18 protein-coding genes and 1 pseudogene are annotated in these 21,548 nt (G+C 44.3%); 6 read left to right on the top strand and 13 right to left on the bottom strand.

Annotation, left to right across the window (positions count from 1 at the left end; translation table 11 throughout):
- The first annotated feature begins 60 nt into the window (after positions 1 to 60).
- Positions 61 to 1,254, top strand: coding sequence for an IS4 family transposase (locus tag LGZ99_RS18225; RefSeq protein WP_036841743.1), 1,194 nt, complete (start codon positions 61 to 63; stop codon positions 1,252 to 1,254).
- A gap of 81 nt (positions 1,255 to 1,335) precedes the next feature.
- On the opposite strand, the gene LGZ99_RS18220 is transcribed toward LGZ99_RS18225, so the two are convergent.
- From LGZ99_RS18220 to LGZ99_RS18210, 3 genes and pseudogenes are all read right to left on the bottom strand, one after another.
- Positions 1,336 to 1,617, bottom strand: a complete 282-nt coding sequence (locus LGZ99_RS18220) for a type II toxin-antitoxin system YafQ family toxin (protein WP_021324907.1) — start codon at positions 1,615 to 1,617, stop codon at positions 1,336 to 1,338.
- Positions 1,604 to 1,867, bottom strand: coding sequence for a type II toxin-antitoxin system RelB/DinJ family antitoxin (locus tag LGZ99_RS18215; RefSeq protein ID WP_021324908.1), 264 nt, complete (start codon positions 1,865 to 1,867; stop codon positions 1,604 to 1,606). Before LGZ99_RS18215 ends, LGZ99_RS18220 begins: the two co-directional genes overlap by 14 nt.
- Positions 1,868 to 2,076: 209 nt before the next feature.
- Positions 2,077 to 3,009: pseudogene (locus tag LGZ99_RS18210) on the bottom strand (RNA-guided endonuclease InsQ/TnpB family protein); the annotation flags it as partial.
- A gap of 963 nt (positions 3,010 to 3,972) precedes the next feature.
- Between LGZ99_RS18210 and LGZ99_RS18205 the strand changes: the two are divergent.
- Genes LGZ99_RS18205 through LGZ99_RS18195 form a run of 3 tightly spaced genes read left to right on the top strand, consistent with a single transcriptional unit; the run spans position 3,973 to position 6,929 of the window.
- Positions 3,973 to 4,953 carry a Bug family tripartite tricarboxylate transporter substrate binding protein gene (locus tag LGZ99_RS18205; RefSeq protein ID WP_036838279.1) on the top strand — a complete coding sequence of 327 codons (981 nt, stop codon included), beginning with the start codon at positions 3,973 to 3,975 and terminating at the stop codon, positions 4,951 to 4,953.
- A 13-nt stretch (positions 4,954 to 4,966) separates the two neighbouring features.
- Positions 4,967 to 5,398, top strand: coding sequence for a tripartite tricarboxylate transporter TctB family protein (locus tag LGZ99_RS18200; protein ID WP_036838277.1), 432 nt, complete (start codon positions 4,967 to 4,969; stop codon positions 5,396 to 5,398).
- A gap of 10 nt (positions 5,399 to 5,408) precedes the next feature.
- Complete coding sequence (locus tag LGZ99_RS18195) at positions 5,409 to 6,929, top strand: tripartite tricarboxylate transporter permease (protein ID WP_021323245.1); 1,521 nt, start codon at positions 5,409 to 5,411, stop codon at positions 6,927 to 6,929.
- A gap of 173 nt (positions 6,930 to 7,102) precedes the next feature.
- Here LGZ99_RS18195 and LGZ99_RS18190 read toward each other — a convergent pair whose 3' ends face one another.
- The gene (locus tag LGZ99_RS18190) at positions 7,103 to 7,549 is read right to left on the bottom strand and encodes a hypothetical protein (RefSeq protein WP_262979411.1); all 447 of its coding nucleotides are present in this window, start codon (positions 7,547 to 7,549) and stop codon (positions 7,103 to 7,105) included.
- Positions 7,550 to 7,852: 303 nt separating this feature from the next.
- Complete coding sequence (gene fabB / locus LGZ99_RS18185; protein ID WP_021323247.1) at positions 7,853 to 9,067, bottom strand: beta-ketoacyl-ACP synthase I; 1,215 nt, start codon at positions 9,065 to 9,067, stop codon at positions 7,853 to 7,855.
- Positions 9,068 to 9,669: 602 nt separating this feature from the next.
- On the opposite strand from fabB, the gene LGZ99_RS18180 reads away from it, so the two are divergent.
- Positions 9,670 to 10,215, top strand: a complete 546-nt coding sequence (locus LGZ99_RS18180; RefSeq protein WP_021323248.1) for a hypothetical protein — start codon at positions 9,670 to 9,672, stop codon at positions 10,213 to 10,215.
- Between the two features lie 210 nt (positions 10,216 to 10,425).
- On the top strand, positions 10,426 to 12,498 hold the full coding sequence (mnmC, locus tag LGZ99_RS18175; RefSeq protein WP_051769346.1) for a bifunctional tRNA (5-methylaminomethyl-2-thiouridine)(34)-methyltransferase MnmC2/FAD-dependent 5-carboxymethylaminomethyl-2-thiouridine(34) oxidoreductase MnmC1: 2,073 nt from the start codon (positions 10,426 to 10,428) through the stop codon (positions 12,496 to 12,498).
- A gap of 103 nt (positions 12,499 to 12,601) precedes the next feature.
- Here mnmC and LGZ99_RS18170 read toward each other — a convergent pair whose 3' ends face one another.
- The 8 genes from LGZ99_RS18170 to hutU form a co-directional block, all read right to left on the bottom strand.
- Positions 12,602 to 12,880 carry a YfcL family protein gene (locus LGZ99_RS18170; protein WP_036838273.1) on the bottom strand — a complete coding sequence of 93 codons (279 nt, stop codon included), beginning with the start codon at positions 12,878 to 12,880 and terminating at the stop codon, positions 12,602 to 12,604.
- Positions 12,880 to 13,455: an elongation factor P hydroxylase gene (locus LGZ99_RS18165; RefSeq protein WP_036838270.1), complete on the bottom strand. Its 576-nt coding sequence runs from the start codon at positions 13,453 to 13,455 to the stop codon at positions 12,880 to 12,882. Before LGZ99_RS18165 ends, LGZ99_RS18170 begins: the two co-directional genes overlap by 1 nt.
- A 22-nt stretch (positions 13,456 to 13,477) precedes the next feature.
- Positions 13,478 to 14,278: a sulfite exporter TauE/SafE family protein gene (locus LGZ99_RS18160; RefSeq protein WP_021323251.1), complete on the bottom strand. Its 801-nt coding sequence runs from the start codon at positions 14,276 to 14,278 to the stop codon at positions 13,478 to 13,480.
- A gap of 87 nt (positions 14,279 to 14,365) precedes the next feature.
- Positions 14,366 to 15,451, bottom strand: coding sequence for a chorismate synthase (gene aroC, locus LGZ99_RS18155; protein WP_021323252.1), 1,086 nt, complete (start codon positions 15,449 to 15,451; stop codon positions 14,366 to 14,368).
- A 105-nt stretch (positions 15,452 to 15,556) separates the two neighbouring features.
- On the bottom strand, positions 15,557 to 16,489 hold the full coding sequence (gene prmB / locus LGZ99_RS18150) for a 50S ribosomal protein L3 N(5)-glutamine methyltransferase (RefSeq protein WP_036838269.1): 933 nt from the start codon (positions 16,487 to 16,489) through the stop codon (positions 15,557 to 15,559).
- A 187-nt stretch (positions 16,490 to 16,676) separates the two neighbouring features.
- Complete coding sequence (locus LGZ99_RS18145; RefSeq protein WP_023045338.1) at positions 16,677 to 18,068, bottom strand: L-histidine transporter HutT; 1,392 nt, start codon at positions 18,066 to 18,068, stop codon at positions 16,677 to 16,679.
- Positions 18,069 to 18,153: 85 nt separating this feature from the next.
- Positions 18,154 to 19,698: a histidine ammonia-lyase gene (hutH, locus tag LGZ99_RS18140; protein WP_036838267.1), complete on the bottom strand. Its 1,545-nt coding sequence runs from the start codon at positions 19,696 to 19,698 to the stop codon at positions 18,154 to 18,156.
- Between the two features lie 8 nt (positions 19,699 to 19,706).
- Positions 19,707 to 21,386 (bottom strand): urocanate hydratase, encoded by a 1,680-nt coding sequence (gene hutU / locus LGZ99_RS18135; protein ID WP_036838265.1) that lies wholly within the window; start codon positions 21,384 to 21,386, stop codon positions 19,707 to 19,709.
- Between the last annotated feature and the right edge of the window lie 162 nt (positions 21,387 to 21,548).

Raw genomic sequence — 21,548 nt, 5'->3', positions numbered from 1 at the left:
AGACAGGCATAGCGTTGTGTGATCTACTGATTGTTCCACCAAGTCAATAAGGTCACTGCTATGCCTATACGTAAAGTATGTCATGACTTCTTCAAAGATGCCTTAGCGCCGTTTCATAAGTATCGTCAGAATGCATTAATCGATGCCACTATGGCTTTGATTAATGGCGCTTCTCTTACGTTAACCAGTGTTGGTCGTTTTCTGCCGGGAAATGCCCTCGTCAAGCATAAAATTAAACGTGTTGACCGATTACTTGGTAATAAAGCACTCCACAAGAATATTCCTGATATTTTTCGCAACATTATTTCAATGCTGACTGAGCCTCTATCACTGTGTGTTATTGCCGTTGATTGGAGTGGATATCCGTCACAAGAACATCATGTACTCCGTGCTAGTTTAATTTGCGATGGGCGCTCAATACCTTTATTAAGTCAAATAGTACCTTCATGTGATCAGCAAAATTCAAAAATACAAAACGCCTTTCTCGACATATTAGCTCAGGCTGTTAACCCTAAAGCTCGAGTCCTTATCGTTACAGATGCCGGTTTCAAAAATGCTTGGTTTAAGCATATAAAAACTCTTGGTTGGGATTTTGTTGGGCGTATTCGTGGAAATACTCAATTAAGGCTGGAAAAATATGGTGAGTTTTGGTTTAAACGGCAAGCTTTGAAAGCGACTACAACACCACAATTTCTGGGTTTTGGTACATTATCAAAAGCAGAATATGCTCGCTGTGATGGTTTCTTTTATCTCCATAAAAGACCTAATAAAGGTAGAAAATTCAAAAAGTCACGATGTCGAATGGAACGAATGTCACAGGTGAAAGATGGACGTTCGGCAGCCATAGAGCCTTGGCTTATTTTTACCAGCATGGATGATTTTAAACCTCGGCAGGTTATGAAATTATACAGCCGAAGAATGCAAATAGAACAAAATTTTAGAGATGAAAAGAGCGAACGATTTGGATTTGGGCTTAGGGCGAGTTACAGTCAAGGCGCTGGTCGCTTATCCGTATTGAGCCTTCTTGCTACGCTCAGCTCGATTGTGCTTTGGTTGATTGGGTTTCATGCTGAAAACAAAGGAATACACCTTAATTATCAGGCAAATAGTATCAAATCAAGAAGAGTCATTTCTTACCTGACATTAGCGGAGAATATATTACGCCATTCCCCGCTAATATTATTTGAAATAGTACTTAATAACACACTCAAATACCTCGCCAAAATCTACCAAAATATGGTTTTGATTTATTAGCACCGCTTTGTGGGGATCCCTCAGCGCCGAAGTGGGTTTATTAAGTTGGTAGCTATAAAAAATAAGGAGAGCTGGTTATCCCTATAATCCAAGTTCGGAATGCGAACCAAGGCGAACAAGCCGTAATGTGCCCTCGTCAGGTTTTTGGTAAATCAGTATAAGGTTCGGCTTAATATGACAATCTCGGAAATCCTTCCAATCTCCAGTCAGCGCATGATCACAGTATTTTGACTCCAGTGGATTATCCAAGGCTAATTCATTGATAACCAACATTATAGTATCGTCAAGAATAGCACGATGTTTACCCTTTTTTTCTCTTTTGTAATCGCGTTTAAATTGACTTGTGTATTCAGTCGTTCGCATTGAGATCAGCCATTAAATCTTTGACAGTGGAGAATGATTTTCCACCCCCTTTACGAGCTTCTTTCATTGCTGCGATTGTCGTTTCGTTCGGAACTAATGGTTCAAATGGTAATACTTTTTCTCTTGCAACTCGTGTTAGCATCATGCGAACAGCATCTGACACAGTGAGCCCCATAGCGGCGAGAACCGCAGCAGCCTCTGCTTTGATTTCACCATCAATACGGGTTTGTACTAGTTGATTTGCAGCCATAATAAGCCTCCTTGTTGAACTACAATGTAATTCAGAAGATGTTTAGCATCAATATACACATGAGGAATATTTAAGCAAAGGTACAAAAAAGCTACCATCAGGTGACCTCGCATCAATTAGTGTCGTACGTCAACATCGCCATTAATCTTCAGGCATAGTTTTCATCGTGACTGCTCCCCGCCGTAAAAAACGGCGAGGCTTCCCACTTCTCAGGCCGCAACCGTCTTTATGACGGATTTACACTGGCCTCCGTGGGCAGAAACGACGAGTCCCGCCGCCTGTAATTCTCTCGTGCCCTTGCGCTGGATGTTGAGCGCCGCATTGATATCGCGATCATGTTCCGTTTGGCACATTGGACACATCCAGTACCGCTGGCTTAAGGGCATTTCTGATTCTTTATGACCGCAGCAATGACAGGTTTTCGAACTCGCGAACCCCTGATCCAGTTTGACCAGATGGACCCCCGCTGCTGCGGCTTTGTATTCCAGTTTCTTGATGAAACCATGCCAGCCCGCATCCCCGATAGCGCGGGCAATGCGGTGATCCTTCATCATGTTGGCCGATTTTAGTGTCTCAACAATGAGCGCTTGGTTTTCGTCAACCATTGTCCGAGAGCGTTTGTGTTGAAAATCGGCGCGGGCATTGGCTACCCGCTCATGGACTGCCGCCAGACGTAATCGGGCCTTCCCGCGGTTAGCACTGCCCTTTTGTTTGCGGGACAGCGATTTCTGCTTTCGACGCAGGTTACGGGTGGCGTTGATTAGGTGACGCGGGTTATTGACCTTCTCCCCGTTCGACTCGATAAGATAGTGGGACAAACCCATATCGCAACCGGTCACGCGGGTGATTACGCCCGGCTTTTCCCGCGCATCTTTTCCATCGTCACACAGGATAGCGGCGAAATATTTTCCCGTGGCGGTTCGGGACAGCGTCATGCTCTTCACTTCCCCTGCAATTTCTCGGTGTATGCGCGCCTTTATCGGTGACAATTTCGGGCGCTTCACCGCCCCCTCCAGCACTTTCACCCCAACACAGTGATAGCGCGATTGCTTGCCCTGTTTGCGTTTGAACGTGGGAAATTGGGCGCGCAACTTCGGATTGAAGAAATTATCAAACGCAGTATGCAGATTGATAACCGCCTGAAAGCCCTTTGGGCTTTTCGCCTTATATCCCCGCCCGCACTGGGCAAGGGTTTACGGCGGTTTTTGCTAAGTTCTATGAAGAATTTTTAGCATTAAGCGCCATTCATTTCGGAATATAGGTGCTATAATTTGCATAACTCAGTTCAACGAGTGATTTAGTAATTTGTGATTTTTTGCGATTAATCAGATTGCAAAAACCAGATTAAGTTCCCTTCGAGTGATCTACTGTTTTGAAACGCTATTTAAGCCAGAAAAGCGAAATAATCCCTCATATAGGAGAAGTCACATGCCACACATTGAGCCAGATACAACCAAAGAATGTACCATTTGTCTTGAAAATAACGACAAGCCTTTTTACCAACTCAGTTGCAATCACGGTAGCCCCGAAAGCTATCCAATGCACACGGAATGTTTGAAACAAGTCTTCCAAGCTGAAGTTGACTCAAACAGAGTACCTGGAATAGCTTACGTGACGTGCCCTTGCTGCCGACAAAATCCAGCACCGCGTGATATCGATGAAATCATGCACTCCGAGTAACCAATCAATAAACATCAAAGATGCAAAACGGTTAAACAGTCGCCTACAGGCGGCTGTTCCAGATTGCAGATAAACCCTTAAAGCTTTTCACCTTATCTCTCCCCCGCATTAAGCGAAAGTTTACGACTATTTTTGCCAAAAACCACACCACCTTCGGGCAATTTTTCTTTGAGTTATCTGACAACAAAACAGAGCAACATCAGAACCACAAGAAACTTACAACAAACCCAAACAAAAAAGAAAGTATGTCGCCATTTGTTAACTCATTAATGCGAAACGCTACGCAAATTAAGCGATTGAAATCACATATCAACAACTTTTCTTGTTAATGAAAGGTAAATGAAAGGTTTTATTATTATCAATTAAGTCAACCAAGTTCGTTTGTGATGGTTATGTCTTACACAGGCACTGATGAGAGCAACCAAATGAAAACTATAATAATCAAAATGTTAGCGACAACCGCTTTACTATTTAGCGCAAGTACTGTTTTTGCTGCCGACGCCCCCGGCAGAACTGAATGTATTGCACCAGCAAAACCGGGTGGCGGGTTTGATCTGACCTGCAAACTGGTACAGGTTTCATTACTGGATACCAAAGAGATCAGTAAGCCTATGCGCGTCACCTTTATGCCCGGTGGTGTTGGTGCTGTCGCTTACAACGCTATCGTTGCACAGCGACCTGCTGAAGCGGGAACCATCGTTGCCTTTTCCGGTGGTTCTCTGCTCAATTTGTCTCAAGGAAAATTTGGCCGCTACAATGTTAATGATGTTCGCTGGCTGGCAAGTGTTGGTACTGATTATGGCATGATTGCTGTTCGTGCTGATTCTCCTTATAACACCCTGAATGATTTGATGAATGCTTTCAAGGACAATCCCACCAGCATTGTGTTTGGTGCCGGCGCTTCTATCGGCAGTCAGGACTGGATGAAAACAGCTCTGCTGGCAAAAGAGGTTGGTATTGATCCTCACAAAATGCGTTATGTCGCTTTTGAGGGAGGTGGTGAACCTGTCACAGCTCTGCTGGGTAATCATATTCAGGCTGTCTCCGGTGATCTGAGCGAAATGATGCCTTACCTGAATGGAGACAAAATCCGTGTTCTGGCTGTTTATGCCGATAAACGGCTGGAGGGTGATTTAGCCAATATTCCTACCGCCAAAGAACAAGGCTATCACCTGATATGGCCGATTATCCGCGGATTTTATATGGGGCCAAAAGTCTCCGATGAAGCGTATCAGTGGTGGGTTGATACTTTTAATAAATTACAACAAACAGATGCTTTTAAAAAGCAGCGGGATATCCGTGGATTGTTCGAATTCAACATGACCGGCAAGGAACTGGACAGCTATGTGAAAAAACAGGTTGAACAGTATCGTGAACAAGCCAAAGCTTTCGGCTTAGCCAAATAACAGGGCAATTATCATGAGCGATCGCCTCTTTGCTGCTATCTGGTTAGCACTCTGTGCCATTGGTATGGTTATTGGTTGGGAAATCCAGAGCGAATACACTTATGAACCTCTGGGGCCCAGGCCTTTTCCAATGATTATTCTGTCTCTGATGGCTCTCTGTGCTTTATTGCTGCTTTTCAAAAAACCAGAACAGAGCAATTGGCCCGATGCATCCGTTATTCGTCGCCTGATGATACTGATTGTCTCTTTAGTTATCTATGGCTGGGCATTTGAGTGGCTGGGTTTTCCTCTGGCTACCGCTCTGCTGACATTCAGTGTCGCCCTGTTATTTAACGCGACACTGCCTGCCGCAATTATTTCCGGGGTGTTCCTTGGCGTCACGCTCTATTTCGCCTTTGACCGCTTACTCGATGTAACCCTGCCTCTCGGCAACTGGCTCAACTGACGGAGAATTTATGGAAACCTGGATGTATCTCAGTCAGGGTTTTGAAGTTGCAATGGTGCCGCAAAACCTGATTATTGCTTTAATTGGCTGTTTTGTCGGTACGATTGTTGGCCTGTTACCGGGGCTTGGGCCGATTAATGGTGTCGCGATTCTACTGCCACTGGCTTTCGCGTTAAAACTGCCTGCTGAATCAGCGCTGATCTTATTAGCAACTGTTTATATCGGTTGTGAGTATGGTGGGCGTATATCGTCGATTCTGCTGAATGTTCCCGGTGATGCCGCTGCCATTATGACCGCACTGGATGGTTATCCGATGGCTAAACAAGGACGTGCGGGTGTGGCGCTGTCTATTTCCGCAGTCAGTTCTTTTTGTGGTTCTTTACTGGCAATTTTCGGCATTATTTTGTTTGCCCCATTACTGGCGCAGTGGTCATTGGCTTTCGGCCCTGCTGAATATTTTGCACTAATGGTTTTTGCTATTGCTTGTCTGGGTAGCATGATGAGTCAGAATCCGCTGAAATCACTATTAGCGGCACTGATAGGATTAAGTCTGGCAACTGTCGGAGTAGACGCCAACACCGGGGTTTATCGTTTTACTTTCGACAACGTTCATCTGTCAGATGGTATTCAGTTTATCGTTGTAGTAATAGGACTGTTCTCTGTCAGCGAAATTCTGCTGATGCTAGAAAATACATCAACCGGCAAAACCATTATCCGCAAAACAGGCCGTTTGTTGTTTAACCGCAAGGAAGCGGCTGAATGCGCCATGCCAACGATCAGGTCATCTTTTATCGGTTTCTTTGTCGGTATTTTGCCTGGTGCAGGGGCGACAATTGCCAGCGCAATTACCTATATGACCGAGAAAAGGATCAGTGGAAACAGCGATTCATTTGGTAAAGGTGATATTCGTGGCGTTGCAGCACCGGAAGCTGCTAACAACGCTTCGGCCTGTGGCTCCTTTATTCCAATGCTAACATTAGGAGTTCCAGGTTCAGGCACCACTGCCGTTATGATGGGTGCATTAACACTCTATAATATTACGCCGGGTCCGGGAATGTTTACTGAACAACCGGATATCGTTTGGGGATTAATTGCAGCATTACTGATTGCCAACGTTATCCTGCTAATCATGAATATCCCAATGATAGGTCTATTTACCCGGATGTTAACTGTTCCGTTATGGTTCCTTGTCCCTGCCATTGCTACCGTTTCGGCCGTTGGTGTATATGCGGTACACAGTACTACATTCGATCTTCTGCTGATGATAGGGCTAGGCGTTTTCGGTTACATTCTAAGGAAAATGAATTTCCCCATGTCGCCATTAATTCTTGGTTTCGTATTGGGAGAAATGCTGGAACAAAATTTACGTCGCGCACTTTCCATCAGTAATGGAGAATTTGGAATTCTGTGGAACAGCACGATTGCTCAGAGTTTATTGATATTGGCAGTACTGGTTCTGATTATTCCTCCAGTATTACGCATCATCCGTAAGCGCCGTATTCAGCAAATGGCTGCTGAAACTAAAGTCTGATAAACAAAAGCCCATAATTATCATCAAAAAATTATGGGCTTTTGTCACTGACAAGATAAAAATACACTTTACATTAATGTTATCTTTCACAGAAATTAACGCCCAGAAAAATAGGATTTAATTCAATTAAACCTCAACTTTTTTGAGCCTTCAATTTTCACCGAATCCATGATTTAAAATTCTCGATTCACCGTTAAATAATCACTAAATGATACCGAGCATTCAATATCATTAACAATTGCCGATGCAATAAAAATATTCCTGTCGTCTCGTTTATTAAAATAGGTGAATTTTAAAATTAAATTATGAGGATTATATTCTGTATAAGTTTCATAATAGTCTTTATACCTGAGTCGAACTGAACTGTCTCTCGATTTATCTTTTTCCACCTCTTTTTTAGCAAATTCCGCAGCAATAATTTTATTGATTTCAATATCAGAAAGTAATTCGATTCTTGTTTTTTTAAAATCAACATCCTGAGAATGAATATTCAAATCATTTATCATTTTTCCCCGCATATTCATTTCAATATAGCCGCCTGTTTGAATGCAAGATTCGCTGTCAGCGTATATATTAAATGGCAAAAACAACAAAGCATAAGGTAATAAACGCATTATCATACAACTTCCAGTTCCTTATTTCAGAGCTTCACACTCTGTTCCTTGTGTTGAACCCAACGATGATACAACCTTTTGACGTTATCCGGCAGACGGTCTTCTCCAACCCCAGGTATTCTGAAGGGCTCTCTTCCGAGTATGTGATTAGTAGGATCAATAAACAGAATAATGGTGATACAGACAGTGCACAGAAACAGGAGTGTACATTTTAGTACACGAAGTTGACTCGTTTCGCTCACCCTGGCCGCTAAAATGCGCCAAAAGTTATTGCTTTTACCTGAGCACTGTCCAAACCTGATAAGAGAATTACCCCAAATACTTGCTCATTACCAGGGAAGCATTCGTACCACCAAAACCAAAACTGTTGGACATTACTGTATTCAACTTTTGTTCGGTAGGTTTCGTAATAATATTCATACCCGCCGCTTTATCATCAAGATCTTCAATGTTAATACTCGGTGCAATAAAACTATGCTCTAACATCAGCAGGCTATAAATCGCTTCATGTACACCGGCAGCACCCAGTGAATGACCTGTCATCGCTTTTGTCGCAGAAATTGCAGGTGTTGTATCACCAAATACTTCCCTGATAGCCTCCAACTCTTTCAAATCACCCGCTGGCGTGGAAGTACCATGCGTATTCACATAGTCAATAGAACCTTTCACACCTTGCAACGCCATATGCATACAGCGAACTGCACCTTCACCGGATGGAACCACCATATCCGCACCATCAGATGTGGCACCATACCCAACAATTTCAGCGTATATGTGTGCGCCGCGTGCTAATGCATGCTCCAATTCTTCAACAACAACGATACCGCCACCGCCGGCAATAACAAAACCATCACGGTTTTTATCATAAGTACGGGAAGCTTGTTCAGGCATCTCGTTATATTTCGTTGAAAGTGCACCCATCGCATCAAATTCACAGCTCATTTCCCAGCACAGCTCTTCACCACCGCCGGCAAAAACAACATCCTGTTTTCCTAACTGAATAAGTTCAGCCGCATGACCAATACAATGAGCAGAAGTAGAACAAGCAGAACTGATAGAGTAGTTTACCCCTTTGATTTTAAAAGGAGTCGCAAGGCAAGCTGACACACCGGAAGCCATTGCACGAGTCACCATATAAGGCCCCACACCACGTAAACCACGAGAACGCATACCATCAGCGGCAGCCACCTGGTTATGTGGAGAACCGCCACCAGAACCCACAACTAATCCACTACGAATATGAGAAACCTGATCATCAGTCAGGCCAGAATCTTTAATTGCTTCATCCATCGCCAGATAAGCATAAACAGAAGCATCACTCATGAAACGCTGAATTTTTCGGTCTATTAACCCTGTAGTATCCAGTTTTACATTACCCCAGACGTGACTTCTCATTTTCATCTCTTTGAATTCTTTGGAGAAAGTTATCCCGGAGCGACCTTCTTTCAGAGATGCCAGTACTTCTTTCTGGTTATTACCAATGCTGGAGACAATACCCAATCCAGTGATCACTGCACGCTTCATTAAATACCTCATTAAATATGTTTATCTGCGGGATCTCTATCAATCTAACAGCACTTTAGCGTACACTTGTACGCCGAACAAGTCCGATCAGGATAAAATTACGAAGAAAAATTCATCCATCGAAAGATCCCAATATATTTTCTGGTCAAAACAACAACTAACCTACATAGAACGTGGCAGAAGTTATTCAGATCGCAATGAATGGCAATAAATTTCAGGCTCTCAACGCAAAACACCTGAACTTATCAGGTATCTGAATAATGATTAAAAGTTTAATTTATATAGAGATCACTATGTCTGTTATTTTTATTACGTTTTCTTATAATTAGAAACGAGTTTAATAATAGCCGCTATAACCATGAATAGAATTTTTATGAAAATAACCGGCTTTTATGTTATCTTACTAGCAGAATTACTTAAATTCTCCAAACTTACAGTAACAAACATTTTGAAATAAAAAATTTTCTGACTTTATTAGTAATAAAGCCATTATTCACACACAAAATGATTGTAATGATGTTATGCCATATAAAATGGTTGGTTCATTGTAAGACCTAAGTAAGTTAGAGCACTTCCACCCACTAACTTTATGGGGGTTAATAATGAGAGGACTGGGTTATCTTCTATTAAGCGTTGGTATTGTATGGATTTTAGTAGCTTTTAATATGGATACAAATATCTCGTCACAATACGGCAACAAAATTAACAATATTAGATTGGTTGTGTCACAACAGAACCATATCCTAATTGGAGCATTCATCACACTTTATGGGCTAATTATGATTATATCCAGTAAAAATCAGCGGCTATTGGAGTCTATATACAAGAGCCACGATAAGGATATTTCTGGATTAAACTCAGAGAGAACATTCATACGAGCACCTATACCAAATTCAGATTACCTAAAGCAGGCTAATAATTACCGCTATTACGATTTTATCAATAAAGACTCAAATATCCTTGAAAAAAGAGTAGCTGAATTTTGTAAGTTATGCTCATCTTATATTGAAGACATCAATCGAAAAAACGGTGATAAAGCAGCAGCCAGGCGCAAAGTGATATCAATGATTGATATTATTTCCTCACACTTAAAGGAAACACAGTCAAAGGAATTTAAAAAGCTGTGTGAATTTTATATTCCTTTATAGATTTAAACCCCACTTTGTTAAACTGCACCCCAAAAGTTGGACACTAACTGATTAAGGTGCAGTTTTTCAGATAATATTCTTTTTCTCGGTGATTTTCATCAGCACCAGCGTTCTGGTTTATGGGTTTCCAATCTCTTCTCCTGTCAGGTGGCACATTAAGCTTAACACCGTTAAAATCACGTTATTATCAGTAACATTGCAGGCATTACCGTGAAAAACTCTGCCATCTGTACCGCAACCCTGAGCTGGAATGATCAGGGCACTCCGGTTTCAGCACAATTCGACGACGTTTACTTTTCAAATCAGGATGGATTGGAAGAAACCCGTTATGTATTCCTTAACGGTAACCACTTTCCCCAACGATTCAGCTCTCATTCCCGTACCAACTGTGTCATAGCAGAAACTGGCTTCGGAACAGGCTTGAATTTTCTGACACTATGGCAATCATTTGATGCATTTCGGCAACAAAATCCTGATGCCCCGCTAAAACGTCTGCATTTCATTAGCTTCGAGAAATACCCACTGAAAATCTGTGACTTACGGACCGCTCATCAACGCTGGCCTGAGATTGGCCTTTTTTCGCAACAGCTCTGCCAGCAATGGCCTCAACCGTTGGCTGGCTGCCATCGGCTAATTATGGCAAATGGAACGGTCACACTGGATTTATGGTTTGGTGACGTTAATGATCTGTTGCCAACAATGGATTCCAGCCTTTACGGTAAAATAGATGCCTGGTTTTTAGATGGCTTCGCACCTGCAAAAAACCCACAAATGTGGAGCGAACAACTGTTTGCCGCAATGGCGCAATTTGCCCGCCCAAACGGCACCTTTGCCACCTTCACTTCTGCCGGTATTGTTCGCCGAGGTTTACAACAAGCAGGTTTTAGTGTCAGTAAAGTAAAAGGATTTGGTCGCAAAAGAGAAATGCTGACCGGGGTTCTGGCAACACAGAAATCTCAGCCATTGCCCACACCGTGGTTTGCCCGTCCAGCGGCAAGCCACACAGATGATATCGCGATTATCGGCGGGGGTATTGCCGGTATTCTCACCGCTCTTGCGCTACTGCGTCGTGGCGCGCAAGTTACTCTTTATTGTCAGGATGAATTTCCGGCACAAGGTGCATCCGGTAATCGTCAGGGAGCGCTCTACCCGCTACTTAACGGTAATAGTAATGAGCTCGAAAAATTCTTTACCTCTGCATTTACTTTTGCCCGCCGTCAGTATGATCAGCTATCCGCTCAGGGAATTCATTTTGACCATCAATGGTGTGGTGTCAGCCAGCTTGCTTATGATGAAAAAAGAAGCAGGAAAATTGAAAAAATTCTGGCAACAGAATGGCCGGATGAAATCGCTGTTGGTATGAACCGCCGCCAATTGAGTGAAGAATGTGGACTGGATATTAATCACCACGGCATTCACTATCCACAAGGGGGATGGCTCTGCCCGGCCGAATTGACCAAAGCGGCAACAGAATTAGCACAACAGCAAGGGATGATCTGTTTCTTCAATTATGAAATCACCGCTCTTGACCATAGCGAAAATGGTTGGCAACTGCATTTGATGCATCAAGGGCAACGCTTAAACACACATCATAAAACGGTAGTGATTGCCAATGGCTATCATCTGCCCCAATTTAGACAAACCGAAAAATTGCCGGTTACCGCCGTTCGTGGTCAAGTCAGTCATATTCCAACCACAGCAGAGCTGAGTAAATTGAAAAATGTGCTTTGCTATGATGGCTATATGACACCGGCTAATCCAACCAATCAGTACCACTGCATCGGGGCCAGTTATCAGCGCCATCAGCTTGATAGCGAATATTCTGAAACAGAACAACAAGAGAATCGTGATCGATTACTGAAATGTTTACCTGATGCCGGATGGGTAAGTCAGGTTGATGTTTCTGCCGGAAAATCTCGCCAGAGTATTCGTTGTGTTATTCGTGACCATATGCCAATGGTGGGAAATGTGCCGAATCTCAATGAAATAATGGAAAATTATCAGGATCTATCAGAACAAATCCTCACAGGGAACCTTGTCGCAGATGCCCCCTGTTATTCCAATCTATTTGTTATTGGAGCATTAGGTTCCCGTGGATTATGCTCTGCACCACTAAGTGCGGAAATACTTGCAGGGCAGATCTTTGATGAACCATTACCACTGAATCATGAAACACTGGCAGCCCTTCATCCAAACCGTTTTTGGATCAGAAAGCTACTGAAAGGCCGCGAAGTTAAAACCGAAAAACTAAAAGGCAAAAAAAGCGAAATAACGAAGGAATAGAAATCGCCATTAACTCTTCGCTTCGATGCACTGCACCGCCAGATGTTAGAAACTTATGTGGTTTTTTGGGGTGCAGTTCGTTTTTTCTATTGCTTTAATCAATTCATTGAGTTTTAGCGTTATCCAGCAGACGCTGCCAGGTATGGAGAACCAGAATCTGATCCGGTGGCGCCAATTCTCCTGCTTTAATCGCATTTTGGATACTTTCTTCAACACGATCATGAAGCTGTTCAGCCGTATGAGCGCCTTCCTGTTCCAATTCCGCCACCGCCAAAGTGAGATGCCCGCGGAGATAGCCACCAGCAAATAATTCATCATCACTGGCATGATCTACCATGTCATCAATTTGCGCCAAAATACGCGTTTCAAACTCAGCGAGCATCATCTTTCCTTAAATTCAGTTTCAATCTGCGAATATATATTTTCCGGGTAAGGAAAATGTTCCGCTTTCAATGGGGGCGTATTGTAGAACGATTGTAACCCCTGAATAAAGCACTCCGCTCTTGCCGGTATTCCCTGCGCTAAATAGTCCATGATCTGCTCATGAACTTTACGCTGAAAAGCCAGCCTGTCAGGTTCAAAATCCCCATCAAGGTTGTCACAACTGATATTGAACGGAAAACCCGCAGCGGTACAAAATATCCAATCAAGCGCCTGAGGTTTAATTTCTACTTTCTCAAATTCACTTTGCGTCTGTGCGTCACGCCCGTCCGGGCAATACCAATAGCCAAAATCCACCCGTTCCCGACGCTTTTCACCCGCAATGCACCAATGGGCAATTTCATGTAACGCACTGGCATAGAAGCCATGAGCAAATACAATCTGGTTATAAGGAACGTCTTCATCTGCCGGCAGGTAAACAGGCTCGTTATCACCTTTTACCAAACGTGTATTGTATTCGTCGCCAAAACAGCGATTAAAAATATCTATAAGTTTTTGATAGTTATGCGTTGTCATGAATTAAAAACAAAATCCTGAATCAGAAATAAAATGCCAGCCAGGTACGGATCGTATCTCCGTGATTATCATTCAATAATTTAATGCTCATCAAAAAAGAGATAGTCACGATCATAGGGCGAATAAGTTTTTGACCATGTGTTAAAACCAAACGCGCGCCCAGCCGTGCACCGATTACCTGCCCTGCCAGCATAACAAGACCCAATACCCACAAAACCTGACCGCCAAGGATAAACAACACCAGTGAACCCATGTTAGAAGCAAAGTTCAGTACTTTGGCATGAGCGGTGGATTTCGCCAGGTTATAGCCGCACAGGGTAACATAAGCTAACGCATAAAATGAGCCAACACCGGGGCCAAATACGCCATCATATGCACCCAATCCACCCCCGATAAGACAGGCGAATGCCACTGGAGCCAGACGACGATGGCGATCTTCCCTGCCTATCGTTGGGGTCAAAAGGAAGTAAAGGCCAATAATAATGACCAGAACCGGTAATAGCTGGCTGAGAAAATCGGGTTTGATAAACTGGACAATCATCGCTCCAGCCATTGAACCAAGCAATGTCATCAGTATGGCAAAGCGCTGAGATTTGAGATCAACCGCACCATAACGGACAAAATAGAGACTGGCAGAGAAAGACCCCCCCACTGCCTGCAACTTGTTTGTCGCTAACGCCTGCACAGGCGAGACGCCGACTGACAGTAACGCAGGGATGGTCAGTAAACCGCCACCGCCAGAAATCGAATCAATGAATCCCGCGATCATCGCAACCAGAAAGAGCAGGACATAAATTTCCACCCCTGATAATAACCAGTCCATATTTTATCCCATCAAAAGAAACTGCTTATCCGTATTCAGCTACCCATTTCAATATCCGGGATTTCAAGGCTAGCTTCATCTTCCTAATCACCAACGAGGAAGACTGGATTCAACATCCGCGCACTGTGCTCTCTGGCGTAACAGGTGATCCATCAGAACAATAGCCACCATGGCTTCTGCAATCGGTACCGCCCTGATACCAACACAAGGATCATGGCGACCACGGGTTACCATTTCCACCTCTTCACCCTGACGGTTAACCGTTTTGCCCGGCACCATGATGCTGGAAGTGGGTTTCAACGCAATATGAGCAATAATTGGCTGGCTGCTGCTGATCCCCCCCAGAATTCCACCCGCATGATTACTGGTGAAACCCTGAGCCGTAATTTCATCCCGGTTTTCGCTGCCACGCAGATTAATAACACCAAAACCTTCACCAATTTCAACGCCTTTTACTGCGTTAATACTCATCAGCGCATGAGCAATATCAGCATCAAGTCGGTCGAAAACGGGTTCTCCCAATCCGGCCGGCACATTTTCTGCCACAACCGTCACTTTCGCGCCAATAGAATCACCCGCTTTTTTTAGCTCACGCATCAGGGCATCAAGTTGTTCAAGTTTGGTTTCATCAGGGCTGAAAAATGGGTTTTGTTCCACCTGTTCCCAATCTTTTAATTCACAATGGATATTACCCATCTGACTCAAACAAGCACGGATACGAATACCATGCTTATCCAGCAAATATTTTTTCGCTATCGCACCTGCTGCAACTCGCATTGCCGTTTCACGGGCAGAAGAACGGCCACCACCACGATAGTCGCGGATACCATATTTTTGTTCATAAGTGTAATCAGCATGTCCCGGACGGAACACGTCTTTAATCGCGCTGTAATCCTGAGAACGTTGATCAGTATTTTCAATCAGTAAGCCAATACTGGTACCGGTCGTTACCCCTTCAAACACTCCGGAAAGAATGCGAACCTGATCCGGCTCACGGCGCTGCGTGGTATAACGGGAAGTCCCCGGACGGCGCCTGTCTAAATCAATTTGCAAATCCGCTTCTGTGATTGTGATACCCGGCGGCACACCATCGACGATGCATCCCAACGCCAAACCGTGAGATTCACCAAAGGTGGTGACCCGGAAAAACTGCCCGATACTATTTCCAGCCATCCCAGTTCCTTCCTGTTAATTGTTCTTTTATTTAACTCTTATTTAGCTCGATATTTCACTCTGCAAGTTCTGCATTAACAACCACAACGACAACCCAGCCAACTATCAGTCTTTGAATAAACGAAAATGCTCGTGATGTTCGATAAGCTGTTGACGTGTCATCATAAAGACACCGTCTCCACCATATTCAAACTCCAGCCAGGTAAATGGCACATCAGGATATTGTTCAATCAAATGCACCATGCTGTTGCCAACCTCACAAATCAATACACCCTGTTCTGTAAGAAAATCAGGCGCGGTTGCAAGAATGCGGCGTGCCAGTTTTAAACCATCTGAACCCGCAGCCAGCCCCAATTCAGGCTCACGGCGGAACTCTTCCGGCAAATCACTCATATCCTCAGCATCGACATAAGGTGGATTAGTGACGATAAGATCGTACTTAACAGGCGGCATATCACGGAACAGATCAGAACGGATAGGAATTACCCGATGCTCAAGGTTGTGATTCTGAATATTCTGTTCAGTCACTGCCAATACATTAACGGAAATATCCACCGCATCTATCTCCGCTTCCGGGAAAGCATATGCGCAGGCAATGGCGATACAACCGCTACCTGTACAGAGATCAAGGATATTGGCGGGTTCATCAGAGATCAGTCCTGAAAATTCATTATTAATCAGTTCACCAATCGGTGAGCGTGGAACCAGAACCCGTTCATCAACATAAAATTCATGACCACAGAACCAGGCTCTGTTAGTCAAGTAAGCAACAGGAATACGATCATTAATACGGCGAAGAACCCGTTCGACAATACGATGACGTTCAGTTGATGTCAGCCGCGCTGTCATCATTTCCTGTGGAATATCCAGCGGCAGAAACAGCGATGGAAGAACCAGTTGCAGAGCTTCATCCCAAGGATTGTCTGTACCGTGTCCGTAATAAATATTCGCCGCATTAAACCGGCTGGCAGACCAGCGCAACATATCCTGAATGGTATATAATTCAGCCACTGCCTCATCGATAAAAATCTTGTCCAAAAGCCCCTCCAACCCCGTAAATTCATTGACCCGTTAGTTTGCCACGATCACTGAGACAAATCAGCTTTCATGTCAGGCTAATGACAATAAAAGGATGGCGCCGGTGTTTTATTGCAGATTTTTGACCAATTTTCCGCGGAAACCGTCTTATTCAGTCAGCAACAAGACGGCTTCTATAATATTTATATTATGTTTTCTCGTTAACAGACTGCGCGTTAACAATGATGACATTATTTCGAATCCATAAATAATAGGCCGCAGTTAATAGCAGGATCCATACCCCTCCTACATAAAACGCAATTCGTGTCGCAGGGAAGTAACTCAGAACAGCAATAATAAATATCATAAACACGATAGTCAGAATCGGTGCAACAGGCCACATCGGTACTGGAAATTTTAATTTTTGTGCTTCTTCCGGTGACATCTTTCTGCGCATAGCAAACTGAGAAAGCAAAATCATTAACCAGACCCATACCGTGGCAAAAGTGGCAATCGAAGCAATGATGACAAACACCTGTTTAGGGAGTAAGTAATTCAGGACAACAGCACACAGCAATGCCAATGTCATCACCATGATGGTCACCCAAGGCACGCCGTTACGGCTTAGTTTCATAAATTTTTTATGTGCCAACCCTTTCTCCGCCATACCGTACATCATCCGGCCTGCACCAAAAATATCACTGTTAATAGCCGAAATTGCCGCTGTGATCACGATAATATTCAGTATATTCGCCGCCGAACTAATTCCCAGTCCCTGAAATATGGCGACAAATGGACTACCTTCCTGGCCGATGCTGCTCCAAGGGTAAATTGCCATTAATACAAAAATAGTCAGTACATAAAATAGCAGGATACGAAACGGGATAGAATTGATCGCTTGCGGGATCATTTTCGCCGGATTTTTAGCTTCACTGGATGTAATTCCGATGATTTCAATACCACCGAAAGCAAACATAACGACCGCCAGAGACTCAATGATGCCGCCAAATCCATTAGGCATAAATCCACCGTGTTGCCACAGATTTTGAACGCCTGTCGCCTGAAAATGGCCGCTGAAACCAAACAAAATAATGCCAGCCCCAGCAATAATCATGGCACTGATCGCCGCAACTTTCAGAATTGACAGCCAGAATTCCATTTCGCCAAATACCTTGACTTTACAAAGATTCAACGCGCCAATAATGAAAATAATGCTGAGTACCCATATCCAACGCGGCACTTCCGGATACCATAACCCCATATAAATACCGAAAGCCGTTACATCAGCCAGACAGACTATTATCATTTCGAAAGTATAAGTCCAACCAGTAATAAACCCCGGTAACGGGCCTAAATATTGATGGGCGTAACTGGCAAAAGAACCGGCGTCCGGTTTGTGGACCGCCATTTCTCCCAGAGCGCGCATGACCATAAAAACAGCGGCGCCGCCCACTAAATAAGCTAATAATACCGCCGGACCAGCCATTTTTATGGCTTCAGCAGAACCATAAAAAAGACCAGTGCCAATCGCAGAACCCAACGCCATAAACCGAATATGGCGAGCATTGAGTCCCCGTTCTAGGTGTAATGTGGCTTGCATGATTTACCCTCTTATCTTTTATTATTGGGTTTTATGAAAGATAACTGCAACGATCAGGCCGGACAGAAGCCGGCCCTCGGTTTATTTAACGGTTATTTTTAGTCTGTAATATCTGTCCAGCAGGAAGTAGTGAGGAAAGGTGTTGCTCAACCAATAGTTGTACCGCAGCAGCAATATCTGGCGCAAAAAAACGATCCTGATCGTAATAATCTACCTTTTCCCGCAAAATATGACGCGCTTTTTCCAGAATCGGACTGCTTTTCAAGCCATTTCGGAAATCTACTCCTTGACAGGCGGATAACCACTCAATTGCCAGAATACCCCGGGTATTTTCTGCCATCTCCCACAAACGACGCCCGGCAGCCGGTGCCATTGATACATGATCTTCCTGATTGGCCGAAGTCGGTAAACTGTCAACACTCGCAGGGTGGGCTAACGCTTTATTTTCACTGGCAAGAGCCGCTGCCGTCACTTGTGCAATCATAAAACCGGAATTCACACCACCGTTCTCAACCAGAAAAGGCGGAAGCTGTGACATATGTGAATCCATCAACAATGCAATACGTCGTTCTGACAATGCGCCGATTTCCGCTAATGCCAGCGCCAGGTTGTCAGACGCCATTGCAACGGGTTCAGCATGAAAATTACCGCCGGAAATCACCTCACCCTGTTCAGCAAATACCAATGGATTATCAGATACAGCATTAGCTTCAGTCAGAATAACATCGGCAGCATGGCGGAGCTGGGTCAGGCAAGCTCCCATGACCTGTGGCTGACAACGCAATGAATAAGGATCCTGCACCTTGGGACAGTCTATATGAGAATCCGATAGTTCACTGCTCTCTTCCAATACATAACGATACAATGCAGCTACGTCAATCTGCCCCTGTTGCCCACGCACCTCATGCACGCGGGCATCAAATGGTTTGCGGGAACCCAATGCCGCTTCTACGGATAAAGAGCCGCACACTATTGCTGCCGCCAACAGATCTTCTGCCTCAAATAATCCACGTAACGCAAAAGCGGTGGAGACTTGAGTACCATTAAGCAACGCTAAACCCTCTTTGGCCGCCAATGTGACAGGTTGTAAATTGGCTTTTGCCAGAGCTTCTTTGGCCGGCAACCATTCGCCCTGATAACGCGCCTGTCCTTCCCCAAGTAATAACAGACTCATATGTGCCAACGGTGCTAAATCACCTGATGCGCCGACAGATCCTTTACAAGGAATACAGGGATAAACCTCCGCATTAACTAAAGCGACCAACGCCTGAATGACTTCCAGACGAATGCCTGAGTAACCACGGGAGAGGCTGCTGATTTTCAATACCATGATCAACCGGGTCATGTTGTCGTCCAGCGCTTCACCTATTCCGGCGGCATGAGACACGACCAGCGAATGTTGCAGTTTTTCTAAATTATTTTCCTCAATCCGGGTACTGGCTAATAGTCCGAATCCGGTATTAATTCCATACGCAATGCGTTTTTCAGCAAGAATAGCATTAACACATGCCACACTGTGTTCAATAGCCGGAAATGTCTGGCTATCCAGAGTTATTTTTATGGGTTGCAGATAAACCTGACGCAGTTCATCAAGGGTCAATTTGCCTGGGTAGATAGTTAACTGTTTCATAATGTTCCTTATTTTGTATTGATCATAGGCAAATCTAATCCGTGCTCTTTAGCACAATGAATAGCAATTTCATAACCTGCATCGGCATGACGCATAACTCCGGTAGCCGGATCGTTGTGCAACACCCTGGCTATACGTTCTGCGGCTTCATCGGTTCCATCACAAACGATCACCATACCTGCATGTTGTGAGAAGCCCATTCCGACGCCACCGCCATGATGCAGAGAAACCCAGGTAGCGCCGCTGGCGGTGTTAAGTAAGGCATTCAACAACGGCCAATCCGAAACTGCGTCAGAACCATCACGCATGGATTCGGTTTCCCGGTTCGGGCTGGCGACAGAACCGGAATCCAGATGGTCACGCCCAATAACAATCGGCGCAGAAAGCTCACCACTGCGTACCATTTCATTAAAAGCTAATCCCAGTTTGGCGCGTTCGCCTAAACCAACCCAACAGATACGGGCAGGTAATCCCTGAAAACTGATGCGTTCTCTGGCCATATCCAGCCAGCGATGCAAATGTTTATCATCGGGGAGCAATTCTTTAACTTTGGCGTCAGTTTTGTAGATATCCTGTGGATCGCCAGAAAGTGCTACCCAACGGAAAGGCCCGATACCACGGCAAAATAACGGGCGAATATAGGCAGGAACAAAACCAGGGAAATCAAAAGCATTTTCTACGCCAACTTCATACGCCATTTGACGAATATTGTTGCCGTAATCAAAAACAGGAATTCCCTGTTTCTGAAAAGACAACATCGCCTTAACATGCTCTGCCATTGAAGATTTTGCTGCTTTGATGACTTCGACCGGATCTGAAATGGCACGCAGGCGGTATTCTTCCCAGCGCCAGTTTTTCGGCAGATAACCGTTGAGAGGATCATGTGCGCTTGTCTGATCAGTGACTAAATCCGGACGCACACCACGACGAACTAATTCCGGCAAAATTTCAGCGGCATTACCACACAGTGCGATAGAGATAGCTTTACCTTCCTGTGTGTATTTTTCGATCCGGGCCAGTGCATCGTCCAGATCCTTAGCTTGTTCATCGATATAACGAGTACGCAGGCGGAAATCGATCCTGCTTTGCTGACATTCAATATTCAGAGAACATGCTCCGGCCAGTGTTGCAGCCAGCGGTTGCGCTCCCCCCATACCGCCTAGACCAGCGGTTAATACCCAACGCCCCTGTAAATTACCGTTATAATGCTGACGACCAGCTTCCACAAACGTTTCATAGGTGCCTTGAACAATTCCCTGGCTGCCAATGTAGATCCAGCTACCCGCCGTCATCTGACCGTACATAGCCAACCCTTTCGCATCCAACTCGTTGAAGTGTTCCCAGGTAGCCCAATGCGGTATCAGATTAGAATTTGCAATGAGTACCCGTGGTGCATTTTTATGCGTTTTAAACACCCCAACCGGTTTACCCGATTGGATTAACAGCGTTTCGTCGTCTTCCAACTCTTTCAGTGTTTCAACAATCTTGTCATAACATTCCCAGTTTCTGGCAGCCCGGCCAATACCCCCATACACCACCAGTTCATGCGAGTTTTCAGCAACTTCTGGATCAAGATTATTCATTAGCATGCGCAGAGGCGCTTCGGTTAACCAGCTTTTGGCTGTGAGTTGCGTCCCTCTGGGTGCCCGGATATCGACATTACGAAATTTATTATTCTGGTCGGTCACGGTCTGGCTCCTTTTGTTCTTTGGATATTTGTTAAATGTATAGTTGTATATACATGTATATTCAATAGACCAAATTGTTAGCCAAAATAATAAATTTATGAACTTAATATCTTTATTTTATTATAAATCAATTTGTTAACATTATTTTTTCTGATTATCAAG

The organism is Photorhabdus temperata (assembly GCF_025384845.1).
Taxonomy (GTDB): Bacteria; Pseudomonadota; Gammaproteobacteria; order Enterobacterales; family Enterobacteriaceae; genus Photorhabdus; species Photorhabdus temperata.
The sequence above is the reverse complement of the archived record's forward strand: the minus strand, read 5'-3'. Positions and strand labels throughout refer to the sequence as shown.